The organism is Frigoribacterium sp. PhB24 (assembly GCF_003755185.1).
Lineage (GTDB): Bacteria > Actinomycetota > Actinomycetes > Actinomycetales > Microbacteriaceae > Frigoribacterium.
Map to the genome: position 1 here is coordinate 1 of NZ_RKIC01000014.1, position 11413 is coordinate 11413.

Consider the following 11413-nt stretch of genomic DNA (forward strand, 5'->3'; position numbering starts at 1 on the left):
CCCCCGCGGGGGCCCCCCGGGGGGCCCCCCCCCGCCCCCCCCCCCCCCCACCACCCCCCCCCCCCCCCCCCCGGCCCCCCCCCCCCCCCGGGGGCCCCCCGGGGGGGGGGGGGGCGGGCCCCCCCCCCCCCCGCCTCCCCGTCGGTGGTCGCCTCAGCGGACGAAGGCCAGCGAGGCGTCGACCATCTGGTCGGTGTCGAGCCGTGTGGCGCTCCCGGCGGGAGCGGCCGCGAGGACGCCGACGGTGCCGTGGGGCGTGATGATGACCGCTCCGCCTCCGGACACCGGGGCGTCCGGCGTGGCCGAGCCGACGTAGAGCCGACCCCCGAGGGAGTCGACGTCGTCGTTCTCGACGCGTTCGAGCGACAGACCGTCCGAGTCGGGCAGCGCTGCGTCCATCTCGGCCTCGGTGTACTCGGCCACCTGGGCGTAGAAGCCGATGCGCGTCCGGTCCACCTCGCTCGTCCACGTGCAGGCCGCTTCACCGTCCTCGACGCGGGAGGTCGTCGAGTCGAGCGTGAGGCCCTCGACGGCCCCGCCGAGCGCCGTCGCGACGGTGTCGCAGTCGGCGGGCAGGGCGACGTCGCCCCGACCGGTCTGCTCGTCGGCGTCGGCCGTGGCCGTCGCCCGTCCCGCCGACGACGAGGGGCCCGCGTCGCCGGGGTCGTCGTCCCCGCCCGTGCAGCCGGCGAGCAGCAGCACGAGGGCGACGGCCCCGGTGATAGTGGTGAGTGCGGTCTTGTCGCTTCTCGAGCGCATGGTGGCCCCCCGGTCGCGCGCCGGGGCGCTCCCGGCGACGACGTCAGCCTAGACCGGTCGGTCCACCCGGGTCCGGGTCAGTTGCCGGGCCAGAAACGGGCGATGAGGTCCTGGATGAACGGGATCAGATCCCCCACCTGGTCGACTCCGGAGAGGGCGACGGCCACGAGGGGCCAGAGCGACACGACGAGCGTCGAGATCACGGCGGCGACCCCGAGCACCCAGGCCAGGGCGCCGTTGCGCACCGTCACGATGAGCAGCAGCAACAGCAGCGCCAGGACGTAGCCGATGGCGATCGCCGCGGCGATCGAGCCGACGGGCACGTCGAGGGCACCGGCCGTGCCACCGTCCGCCGCACCGATCAGGGTGAGCACGGGCAACAGCACGCCGACCACGATCAGCAGGCAGAGCACGACCGAGGTCACCAGGGCGGCCCAGACGGCCCGCGACCGAGGGCGTCGGGTGCTCGTCGAGGCGCGACGGCCGAACATCATCTCTCCGTGGTCGCGACGTCGTCGCCGTCGACGACGACCTGGGCGTCGCTGTCGGAGTCGACCTCGACGGTGACGGTGCCGCCGTCGACCGTGACGGTCACATCGGCGCCGTCGGACGCGTCGGCCGCGCGGGCGTCGTCCGAGGAGGCGCGGGTGGCGTCGTCGTCGGAGGCGCGGTTCTCGTCCACCGCGTCGGCCACGCCGTCCACGGCGTCGGCGGCCTTCTCCCGAGCACCGTCGACGATCTCGGACGTCTTGTCGAGTGCGGCGTCGGTGGCGTCCGCGGTCTTCTCGCGGGCGTCGTCGCCACGGTCCGCCGCGGAGTCGCGTGCGTCGGCGGCGGCGTCCTTCGCCTGGTCGGCGACGTCGCGCGCCTTGTCGGCGACGTCGTCGGCCTTGTCGGCCGCCTTCTCGCCGACCTCGGCCGCGGTGGCCTTCGCCTGCTCGGCGAGCTCGCCGGCCTTGCCGCCCAACTCGCGGGCCTTGTCGGACAGGTCGGCCGCAGCGGACTTCGCGCGGTCGCCCGCCTCGGCGGCGGCCGCCTTCGTCCTCTCGCCGGCCTCCTTCGCGCGGTCGCCCGCCTCGGAGGCCGCGGCCCCGACCGTGTCGCGCGCGTCCGAGACGGCCTGCTTCGTCTTGTCGGCGGCCGCGTTCACCTTGTCGGCGGCGTCCTCGTCGGAGTCGAACGGGCCGTGCACGTCCGTGACGGTCACGTTGACCGTGACCTTCTCGCCGTCGAGCTGCCCGACGGCGTGCTGGACCTGGGTGCGGACGGTGTCGGCGAGCGCGCTGACGTTCGTCGGGTACTCGGCGACGACGGCGATGTCGACCACGAGGCCCTCGTCGGTGGTGCCGGCCCGGACGCCCGGGACGGAACCCGTACCGATCGCCGTGCGCAGGGCACCGGCCAACCGCTGGGGTGCGCTGCCGAGCGCGTGGACGCCCGAGACGCCGAGGACGGTGACGCCGATGGTGTGCTCGAGGACCTCCTCGGGCGAGGTGGCCTGGGTGGACGCCGCGGCGTCGATGTCGATGGGGGTGACGTGGTGGGTGGACTCGCTCATGAGACCGGCCTTTCATCGTGGAACGTGGGTGGAGCGGCGGACGGCCCCCGTCCTCGGTCGAGGGCGAGGGCCGTCCGCGCGGTGGGTCGACGGTCGTCAGTCGAGGCGGGTGGCCGACGACATCTGGCTGCGGAGGCCGCCGTTGATCTGGATCACGACGGGGGTCTCGGTGCCGAGGACGCCGTCCCAGTGGGCGACGGCCTGGTCGATGCTCCGACGGATCTCGGTCGGCGAGACGCCGCGACGGGCGTTCGCCGTGACCCGCAGGACCGATTCGCGCTTGACGCGGAAGGCGGTGACGTCCACCGAGACGATGCCCGGGGTGTCGGCCAGCGCCTCCTCGAGGACCTGTTCGGCGACCTTCGCGTCGATCACGAGGCGACCGCCGGTGGTCTGGTCGTTCCGCGAGCCCTCGTCGACGGTGAGCAGCGTGCCGGTCTGGCCGTGCCCCTGTCGCAGGGCGAACCAGGCGAGCAGGACGATCAGCACGAGGCTGGCCGCCGCGACGACCCAGAGGATCCACGGCTGATCGGTGAGGGCGTCCGTGGTCGGGCCCTTCACGTCGGAGGCGCCCTGCGAGACGGTCTGCTGGACGTCGGGCCAGAGGGCACCGACGGCGACCGCTCCACCGGCGAGCAACAGCACGAGACCGATGACGAAGACGACGATGCGGTTCAGGGCGCGATTGGTGCTGTTCATGCTCCGACCGTTCCTTTCTCGGACAGCTTGACCTTGTGACGCAGGGCCGGGCTGAAGTCGTAACCGGCGAGTTCGTCGCGGACGGCCTCGTCGATGCTGCGGACGTCGGTCTGACGACCGGAGGTGCGGGTCACCTCGACGAGGGCGCTGCGCTTGCCGACGCTGACGCTGACCTGCGAGGGGTCGACGTCACCGGCGTAGCTCGCGGTGCGGGCCAGCGAGCGGGCGATGACCCGGTCGTCGACCACGGCCACGGTGCGCTCGGCCTTCGCCCCGCGACGACCCCGGCGGCCGGGGGCGAGCGACACGATGATCAGGACGAGCCCGATCAGCGCGACGACGACCGCGACGGCCGTGAGCACGCCCACGGGGGCACTCGCGGCGTCCAGGGTCGACCCGACGAGGTCGGTGGGCGCGAGGAGGAGCGGGGCCGTCCCGACGGCGGCCAGGACCGCCTCGGTGCCGATCCACGCCAGAGCGACGATCAACAGGACGGCCAGGGTGATGGCGATGCCGGCCCGGGACGAGTGCGTCTCACGGCGCACGATGCGCTTGTAGAGCGATGCGGTGCTCATGCGACGCGCTTCCTCTCTCGGATGTCGGCGCCCGTGATCTGCAGGTCGACCGTGTCGATGCTCGACCCGGTGAGCTGCAACACGCGGTCACGGATGGTGGACTGTGCCGTCGTGAGACGGTCCAGCAGAGTGCCCGAACGGCGTTCGGAGACACCCAGGGGTGAGACGCGGATGGGCGTCTTGGCGATCACGCTGAGGGCGCCGTCGTGGTCGGCCAGCTCGACCGACACCTTCGACGCGGAGACCTCGAGGGCCTCCGCGGTGACGGCCGAGACGACCCGACGCACGGCACGTGACGTGATCTTGTTCCGGCCGTGGAGGGCCTGGTCGGCCGTCACCGCCGCGGTCACGACGACCGCCGCCCGCGGAGTGCGTCGGCGAGGCCTCGGACGTCGAGCTTGCCCTCGACGACACGGCCGACGCCGAACCCGATCGCCATGGCGATCGCGACGAACACGAAGGCCCAGAAGCCGAAGGCCAGGGCGGTCAGCGCCAGGACGGCGCCGACCAGCATGCCGGTGGTCGTGGCGGTCACTTGACGCGGCTGTCGTCGGTGTCGTCCTTGTTGTCGTCCTCGGAGGGGATGTACACGTCGGAGACGGTGACGTTGACCTCGGTGACCTCCATGCCGACGACCTGCGAGATGGCGTCGGTGACGGACTTGCGGACGTCGTCGGCGACCTTCTGGAGCTCGACGGGGTACTCGGCGACGATGACGATGTCGGCGGCGACCTGCTTCTCGCCGACCTCCACCGAGACGCCCTGGCCGCGGTCCTGCTGGTTGATCACGTTGCGGATCGCGCCGATGGCACGAGCGGCGCCGTTGCCCAGGTCGTGGACGCCACGGACCTCGCGGGCGGCGATGCCGGCGACCTTCGAGACGACGCCCTCGGCGATGGTGTTCTTGCCGGCGGCGTTCGCCGAGGTGGTCTTCGCGGCAGCGGTGCTGGTGCTGGTGGCCGGGGTCACGTTGCTCATGGTTTCTCCTTGCGCTGGGGCCGGGTGTCTTCCGGCCGGTGTCTGGGTGCCCGTGAAGCGGGTCACATCATTCAGACGCATCGGTCACGCCGCATGTCATGGTGGGTCAGCCAGCTCTCAGCGAACGATCCGTGACCACTCACTTTTCGGCCACGACGTCCCCCGATCCTCGCGCAGGGTGGTACTCACGTAGTCAGGGCACGTGCCCGTCCCATCGTCGATCACAGGCAGGAGGTCGTCATCACCACCGACGACCCGCTCCTCGAGGCGGCCGACGCGACGTTGGCCGTCCGGGCCCGCGACGGCGACGTCCACGCCTACGAGGTGATCGCCCGACGACACGGCCCGCTCATGCGCGTCTACGCCGCGCGCCTCCTCGGCTCCGAGCTCGAGTCCGACGACGTCGTGCAGGACGCGTTCCTCACCGCGTGGCGGCGCCTGCCCGACCTCGACGACCCGTCGCGGGTGCGCAACTGGCTGATGCGCATCGTCAGCAACAAGGCCGTCGACCGGCTCCGCGTCCGACGCGACCACGACGACGTCGACCGGCTCGAGGTCGCGGCACCCCGGCACGAGACGCCCGAACGCGTGGTCGAGGCGCGACTCCAGCTCGACGCGATGTGGTCGGCGCTCGACAAGCTCCCCCTCGACCAGCGACGGTGTTGGCTGTTGCGAGAGACGGCCGACTACTCGTACGCGGACATCGCCGAGGCCCTCGATCTGCCCGTCTCGACGGTCCGGGGCAAGATCGCGCGGGCCCGGACGTTCCTGATCACCGAGATGGAGGCGTGGCGATGAGCACCGACGACCGCTCCCCCCTCGACGCCCCCGAGCCCGACGACACCGTCGACGGCATCCCGGTGGACCGGCTGAGCGACTACCTCGACGCCGGCCGCGAGCCGCGCGACCCGGACATCGAGGGGTCGGCGGCCTGCCGCCTGTACCTGCAGTCGCTGGCCCGGGTGCACGACCTGTCCCGCGCCTCCCTCGAGCACGAGGCCGCCCGTGAGCCCGACCGTGACGGCGCCTGGATCGACGGCCTGCTGGACTCGATCAAGCGCGAGGTCGTGGGCGGCCGCGAGATCCCGGTGAGCCATCCCGACCCCGCCGTGCGACTGAGCGTCACCGAGGCCGCGGCGCGCGGGCTGGTGCGACGGGCGGGCGACGGGCAGTCCGGCGTCGTGCTGGGCTCGACGACCTTCGAGGGCGACCTGTCGACCGCCGGCGCCACCGTGAGCGTCCGCGTGACGGCCGCCGCACGCTACGGCCTCGACCTCGGTGTCGTGTCGGACGAACTGCGCGGACGCATCGCCGAGACCCTGACCAGACACACCGGGTTGGACGTCACCCGGGTCGACGTGCACATCGACGACGTGTTCCTGCCCCTGGAGGACGACCGATGAGCGACGACACGCTCTCGCGAGAGCTGACCGACCTGCTGCGGGGAGTAGCGGGCGTCGTGGACGTGTTCGACGCGCACCCCGTCGTCGAGGGCGCGGTCCGGGTCGTCGCCGCCGGGCTCGACCTCGCGGCCTCGACGGGGCTCGTCGAGATCTCACGGGGGCCCGGCTCGGTGTCGGTCACCGCCCACGTGGCCACCGCCCTGGACGCCCCGACGCCCGAGACGCTCGCCCGGGCCGCCGACGCGCTGCGCCGACGGCTGGTCGAGGCCGGCCTGGCGGGTGACGACGTCGTGGTGTCGGTCTCGTCCCGCCTGGTCGACGCGCCCCGCTGACGGACGAGGAGGCGCGGTGCCGGTCCGACCGACACCGCGCCTCCTGAGCGTCACCGCTCTCTCGTGAGCTGCGACGCGTGTTGCCGGTACTGCTACTTGATGGCGGCGCGGATCTCGGCGGCGGCACCGGCGACGTCGTCGGCCGAGTAGATCGCGGCACCGGCGACGGCGACGTCGGCCCCGGCGTCCTGGACCGATCCGACGGTGGCGGCCTTGACGCCACCGGCGACCGAGAACGGCACGCCCGAGGCCTTGCCGGCCTCGAGCAGCTTCTCGAACGTGAAGCCCTCTTCGGCCTGCTCGTCGAGCCCGGCGTGCATCTCGACGAACTCGGCGCCGAGCGCGACGACCTCCTTGGCGCGGGCGGCCTTGTCGCCGACGCCGATCAGGTCGACGACGATGCCCTTGCCGTGCGCCTTGGCGGCCTTGACCGCACCGGCGATCGTGCTGTCGCCGGCGACGCCGAGCACGGTCACCAGGTCGGCACCGGCTTTGAACGCCTCGCCCGCCTCGAGCTCACCGGCGTCCATCGTCTTGAGGTCGGCGAAGACGATCTTGTCGGGGTGGGCCTCTTTGATCGCGGTGATGGCGCGGAAGCCCTCTGCCTTGATCAGCGGCGTGCCGAGCTCGATGATGTCGACGCTCGGCGCGGCGGCGGCGGCCAGCTCGAGGGCGGCGTCGGTGGTCAGGGTGTCCATGGCGAACTGCAGCTTCATGTGGTGCTCCTCGTGGGGGCGACGGGGCCCGATCGGGCCTCTGGGTACGTCGTCGATCCCGTTGTCCTCGATCCTGGTCCGACCATGCTGTGAGGGCAGCCCCTCGACGGGGGCGTCCCACCCACCCGTTCGGGTAGGGACGGTGGCGGCGGGTAGGCGGACGCCTAGGGTGGGCCCATGAGTCGCACCCTGCACGACGGCCCCACCCGGCCCGGTTCCGACGCCCTCGCCCGGACCCTGGCGTCCGAGCACGCGCGCGCGACCGCCGACCTGGTCGACCGGCACGCGATGACGCTCGAGTCCGTCCTGGCCGCCCTGCGTTCGCGGCGCCTCGACGACCGGGCGGCGCGGGCGGAGGCCATCGACGTGGCGGCGGGGGCGTTGGTCGCGCTCCGGACCGGTTCCGACCGCGAGCGCGGCACGACCCTCGAGCCGGTGGTGGGGGCCTTCGCGCGCCTCCGGTCCGACCTGCGACCGCTCGTCCGCTTCGGCGACCTGGACGTGCAGTTCGTCGAGCCACCGGCGACGGGTCGCGCCCTACCGGGCGACGTGGCGCACGTGGCCCGGGCCGTCGTCCGGAACGCCGTGCTCACCTTCGTCGACGCGGGCGACGCCCGACGGGTGCGCATCCAGTGGGACTGCGACGGCCTGAACCTGTTGATCGCGATCCGCGACGACGGAGCGGGCGAGTTGACGGCGCACGACGACGCCCTGCGGCCGATCACCGAGCAGGTCTCGGGCGTCGGCGGCGACCTGACGGTGACGTCGACGGTGGGGTGGGGCTCGGAGCTGACGGTGCGACTGCCGCTCGACCCGCCGCCGTCGAACGAGCCGTGGGAGCTGGTCGCGGCGCTCAGCGAGAGGGAGCGCGAGGTGCTGCACCGCGTCGCGGCCGGAGACCGGAACCGAGACATCGCGACGGCCCTCGGCATCAGCGACAACACCGTGAAGTTCCACGTCTCGAACCTCTTGCGCAAGCTCGGGGCCCGCAGCCGCACCGAGCTCGCCGCCCTCGCCTCGTCCCCCTGACCCGACGCCCGCGCTCGCCCGCCCGCGCTCGCCCGCCCGCGCCGCCGCCGGTCGAGTGGTCCCGAGACGGCCGTCGTCCCGGCACCTGGCGTCACGTGCTCAGGGCGAGGAAGACAGCGGGATTCCTGACCGTCAGAGCGCGGAGGAATTCGGCCCCCAGTTCCCGCTCGAGGCGTGGCATGAAACGGACCGCGAGGTAGTCGAGACCCGGCATCCCGCCATAGGCCCGGTAGCGGGACGCGCGCGCCACGTCTCCCCCGAGGAGTATCCGCTCGTCGCCGACCGCCTCGACCGTGCGCCGAAGACAGTCGATCAGGGCGGAGTCCGGCGCTTCCCGATGGCGGGCGGCGCCGTCGTAGCCGAGCCAAGCCCCCCTCTCCACGAGCGAGGCGTGCAGGCCGGCGTCCAGGTTCCGGTCCACGTGCGCCAGGACGACCCGATCGGCCGGGAGACCGGAAGCCGCCAACCGGTCGAGCACCTCGTGGGCGGCGGAGCCGTGATCGAGGTGCACCATCACCGGCACCCCGGTCTGCCCTGCCGTCGCGGCGCAGGCCGACAGGACCCGCTCGCCGAAGGCGTCGATCGACCAGTAGCGTGCTGCCCCCTTGACGAGGCCCGCTCGGACCGGCGCGCCGTCGGGACCGATGGCGCGAGCGCCGGAGGGCCCGCGCAGGCCGTCGACGACGTCCCCGACGAAACGCTCGACGAGGTCGGCCTCGGAGGCGATCAGAAGGGGGTCCGAGTCACGATAGTGACCACGGTGGTGCGCCCCTGTGGCATGCACGACCTGGAGGCCCGTCCGGGCGCTGATCCGGGCCACCGCTTCCGGGTTGGCGCCGAGGCCCACGGGGGTGGCTTCGACCATCGAGCGGATGCCCCCGGAGACGAGCGACACCGCCTCTTCTGACGACAGGGCCTCGTCGTCGAGCTCGTCGCCCGGCAGGAGCGGCGACACCTGGAACAGGTGCTCGTGGTAGTCGAGCGGCCCGAGGCTGCTCGCCGGCACGTCACCCAAGACGGTGCGGACCTCGCCGATCATCGCCCGGCGACCTCCTCGAACCAGGGTTCGAGGCGGCGGTACGCGTCCACGAACACCGGGTGCGCCGCGGCGTAGCGCGTGGCTCGCTCGAGGTCCGGCTCTCGACGGGCCGTGCGGCGCGACATCGTCCTGGCCACGTCGAAGCTGTCGAAGATGCCGACGCCCACGCCCCCGACGACCGCCGCGCCGACCGACGTGGCCTCGTCGACGAGGTCGCGCGACGAGATCGGCACGCCCCAGACGTCGGCGAAGACCCGCAGGAGGAGCTCCGCATGGGCGGCTCCGCCGATGGCGTCCACGCTCACGATCGGTACGCCCGCCTCGGTGAAGGCACGGAGGCCGGTGAGCAGGTTGAAGGCGACGCCTTCGAGGACGGCCCGGACGAGGTGCCCTCTCTCGTGTTGCATCTGCAGGCCCACGAAGGCGGCACGTGCGTGGGCGTTCCAGTAGGGGGACCGTTCGCCGAGCAGGTGGGGCAGGAAGAACAGCCCGTCGAGGCCGGCCTCGACCTCGGCCGCTGCGAGCAGCTGCTCGTAGCGGTCCTGCTGCCCCGGTGCCAGTACGTTCGTGATCCATTGCAGCGAGGCCCCGCCGGCCTGCATGGTGGCGGTCGGCACGAAGCGGCCCGGGACGACGTGCGTGAACGTCATGGAGCGCATGAGGGGGTCGAGCACGGGGGCGTCGGTGCTGACCGACACCCACGACGACGAGCCGAGGTAGGCGTAGGCCCCGGAGTCGGCATCGACGATGCCGGCACCGAGCGCGGCCATGGGTCCGTCGCCGCCGCCCATGACGACCGGCGTGCCGACCGTCAGGCCCGTGGCGCGCGCCGCGTCGGTCGTGACGGTGCCGATGACGGTCGTGCTCGGCACGATCTCGGGCAGCAGGGAGCGGTCGACCCCGGCGGCCGCGAGCAGCTCGTCCGACCACTGCCCGCCGACCAGGTCGTACGCGTTCGTCCCCGAGGCGTCGGAGGGGTCGGTCGCGCGGACGCCGGTGAGCCGCTCGACGACGAAGTCCTTCGGCAGGACGACAGCGGAGGCCCGGCCGAAGACGTCCGGCTCGTTGTCCCGCAGCCAGGCGATCTTGGGCAGGGTGTAGGTGGCGTTGAGCCGGTGCCCGGTCAGGGCGTAGGCGCGCTCCATGCCCACCCGCTCGACCAGAGCGTCCGCCTGCCTGGTGGCTCGGGTGTCGGCCCAGATCATGGCAGGCCGCAGCGGGTCTCCGCGCCCGTCGACGAGCACTGCACCCATCATCTGGCCGGAGAAGGAGACGACGTCGACGTCGGAGGCGTGTCGGCCCGGGCGGGCCAACAACTGACCCGTCGCGGCGCAGACGGCTCGCCACCAGTCCTCCGGATCTTGTTCGGCCCTGCCACCCGGGCCGAAGTCGACGGGGTACGGGATCGTGACGGAATCGACCAGTCGGCCGTCCGCGTCGACGAGGGTGGCCTTGTTGCCGGTGGTGCCGAGGTCGTGAGCGAGGATCATCCGTTCGTCCGTCGTCGCGCTAGCGCAACGACGACCCCCCGTCCATGAGCAGTTCGGCGCCCGCGAAGTAGCCGGCGTCCGGCCCGAGCAGGAACGCCACGGCTCCCGCGACCTCCTCCGGCGTGGCGAAGCGGCCGAGAACGGTGTCGCGCTTCCATCGATCGTGCATGTGCGCCTTGAGGTGATTGAGGGGCGTGTCGACGTATCCGGGAGACACCGTGTTCACCCGGACGCCACGCCCGCCCCACTCGACGGCCAGCGAGCGTGAGAGAGCGCTCACGGCAGCCTTCGACGAGTTGTAGGCGCTCTGCTTCTGAGGCCAGTTCACGAGTGCGTTGCCGCTCATCGACGCGATGTTGACGATCGAGCCGCCCCCGCGGGCCAGCAGCTCGCGACCGAACGCCTGTGACGTGATGAAGACACCGCGGATGTTGACGCCGTGGACGGCGTCGAACTGGCCGACCGACATGTCCTCGGCGGGCACGTCGTCCTCCACGATTCCTGCCGAATTGACGAGGTCGACGGCACGATCGTCGTCGGCGTACAGGGCGGACACGACCGCGCTGATCGACTCGGCGGACGTGAGGTCGGCCTCGAGTCCGGGGACGCCCTCCGGCAGGCGATCGAGCCCTGTGACGTCGAGGCCGATGGGCTCGGCTCCCTCGGCCAGCAGACGCGTGACGATGGCGTGGCCGATGCCGCCAGCCGCTCCGGTGACCGCGACACGGCGGCCTTCGAGGGTCGATCCCATTTCAGCTCCTTTGCTCAGGCTAGGCAGACTACATGAACAGCTTCGTGCGGACGCACCCACGCGCACCGGAGGCCCCCGAATCCC

General features: G+C 72.5%; 16 protein-coding genes. 4 read left to right on the plus strand and 12 right to left on the minus strand.

What is annotated here, in order from left to right:
• Positions 1-153: 153 nt before the first annotated feature.
• The 8 genes from EDF50_RS13060 to EDF50_RS13095 all read right to left on the minus strand — a co-directional run bounded on the left by EDF50_RS13060 (position 154) and on the right by EDF50_RS13095 (position 4569).
• A complete protein-coding gene (locus EDF50_RS13060; protein ID WP_123519971.1) occupies positions 154-759 on the minus strand; it encodes a hypothetical protein in 606 nt (201 codons plus the stop codon).
• Positions 760-836: 77 nt separating this feature from the next.
• Positions 837-1253 (minus strand): hypothetical protein, encoded by a 417-nt coding sequence (locus tag EDF50_RS13065; RefSeq protein WP_233570638.1) that lies wholly within the window; start codon positions 1251-1253, stop codon positions 837-839.
• Positions 1250-2317: an Asp23/Gls24 family envelope stress response protein gene (locus EDF50_RS13070; RefSeq protein ID WP_123519973.1), complete on the minus strand. Its 1068-nt coding sequence runs from the start codon at positions 2315-2317 to the stop codon at positions 1250-1252. The genes EDF50_RS13065 and EDF50_RS13070 overlap by 4 nt, the downstream gene beginning before the upstream one ends.
• Before the next feature lie 96 nt (positions 2318-2413).
• The gene (locus EDF50_RS13075) at positions 2414-3016 is read right to left on the minus strand and encodes a hypothetical protein (RefSeq protein WP_123519974.1); all 603 of its coding nucleotides are present in this window, start codon (positions 3014-3016) and stop codon (positions 2414-2416) included.
• Entirely contained in the window at positions 3013-3591 is a 579-nt protein-coding gene (locus EDF50_RS13080; RefSeq protein WP_123519975.1) for a DUF6286 domain-containing protein, read from the minus strand. Before EDF50_RS13080 ends, EDF50_RS13075 begins: the two co-directional genes overlap by 4 nt.
• Positions 3588-3941, minus strand: coding sequence for a hypothetical protein (locus EDF50_RS13085; RefSeq protein WP_123519976.1), 354 nt, complete (start codon positions 3939-3941; stop codon positions 3588-3590). The genes EDF50_RS13080 and EDF50_RS13085 overlap by 4 nt, the downstream gene beginning before the upstream one ends.
• Positions 3938-4126, minus strand: a complete 189-nt coding sequence (locus tag EDF50_RS13090; RefSeq protein ID WP_043597628.1) for a DUF2273 domain-containing protein — start codon at positions 4124-4126, stop codon at positions 3938-3940. Before EDF50_RS13090 ends, EDF50_RS13085 begins: the two co-directional genes overlap by 4 nt.
• On the minus strand, positions 4123-4569 hold the full coding sequence (locus tag EDF50_RS13095; protein WP_123519977.1) for an Asp23/Gls24 family envelope stress response protein: 447 nt from the start codon (positions 4567-4569) through the stop codon (positions 4123-4125). Before EDF50_RS13095 ends, EDF50_RS13090 begins: the two co-directional genes overlap by 4 nt.
• Before the next feature lie 282 nt (positions 4570-4851).
• On the opposite strand from EDF50_RS13095, the gene EDF50_RS13100 reads away from it, so the two are divergent.
• From EDF50_RS13100 to EDF50_RS13110, 3 genes are read left to right on the plus strand one after another with little or no spacing between them, the layout of a single operon-like run.
• Positions 4852-5367, plus strand: coding sequence for an RNA polymerase sigma factor (locus EDF50_RS13100; protein WP_123519978.1), 516 nt, complete (start codon positions 4852-4854; stop codon positions 5365-5367).
• Entirely contained in the window at positions 5364-5972 is a 609-nt protein-coding gene (locus EDF50_RS13105) for an Asp23/Gls24 family envelope stress response protein (RefSeq protein ID WP_148076838.1), read from the plus strand. The genes EDF50_RS13100 and EDF50_RS13105 overlap by 4 nt, the downstream gene beginning before the upstream one ends.
• Positions 5969-6304 (plus strand): hypothetical protein, encoded by a 336-nt coding sequence (locus EDF50_RS13110; RefSeq protein ID WP_123519980.1) that lies wholly within the window; start codon positions 5969-5971, stop codon positions 6302-6304. Before EDF50_RS13105 ends, EDF50_RS13110 begins: the two co-directional genes overlap by 4 nt.
• A 92-nt stretch (positions 6305-6396) precedes the next feature.
• Here EDF50_RS13110 and hxlA read toward each other — a convergent pair whose 3' ends face one another.
• Positions 6397-7020 (minus strand): 3-hexulose-6-phosphate synthase, encoded by a 624-nt coding sequence (hxlA, locus tag EDF50_RS13115; protein ID WP_043597635.1) that lies wholly within the window; start codon positions 7018-7020, stop codon positions 6397-6399.
• A gap of 177 nt (positions 7021-7197) precedes the next feature.
• Here hxlA and EDF50_RS13120 point away from each other — a divergent pair, with 177 nt between their 5' ends.
• Positions 7198-8049 carry a LuxR C-terminal-related transcriptional regulator gene (locus tag EDF50_RS13120; RefSeq protein WP_233570639.1) on the plus strand — a complete coding sequence of 284 codons (852 nt, stop codon included), beginning with the start codon at positions 7198-7200 and terminating at the stop codon, positions 8047-8049.
• A 91-nt stretch (positions 8050-8140) separates the two neighbouring features.
• Here the strand turns inward: EDF50_RS13120 and EDF50_RS13125 are convergent, their stop codons facing one another.
• The 3 genes from EDF50_RS13125 to EDF50_RS13135 are packed head-to-tail and all read right to left on the minus strand — an operon-like array spanning position 8141 to position 11329.
• Positions 8141-9088: a phosphotriesterase gene (locus tag EDF50_RS13125; RefSeq protein ID WP_123519981.1), complete on the minus strand. Its 948-nt coding sequence runs from the start codon at positions 9086-9088 to the stop codon at positions 8141-8143.
• Positions 9085-10578 (minus strand): xylulokinase, encoded by a 1494-nt coding sequence (gene xylB, locus EDF50_RS13130; protein ID WP_123519982.1) that lies wholly within the window; start codon positions 10576-10578, stop codon positions 9085-9087. Before xylB ends, EDF50_RS13125 begins: the two co-directional genes overlap by 4 nt.
• 19 nt (positions 10579-10597) lie before the next feature.
• Positions 10598-11329 carry an SDR family NAD(P)-dependent oxidoreductase gene (locus EDF50_RS13135; protein WP_123519983.1) on the minus strand — a complete coding sequence of 244 codons (732 nt, stop codon included), beginning with the start codon at positions 11327-11329 and terminating at the stop codon, positions 10598-10600.
• Between the last annotated feature and the right edge of the window lie 84 nt (positions 11330-11413).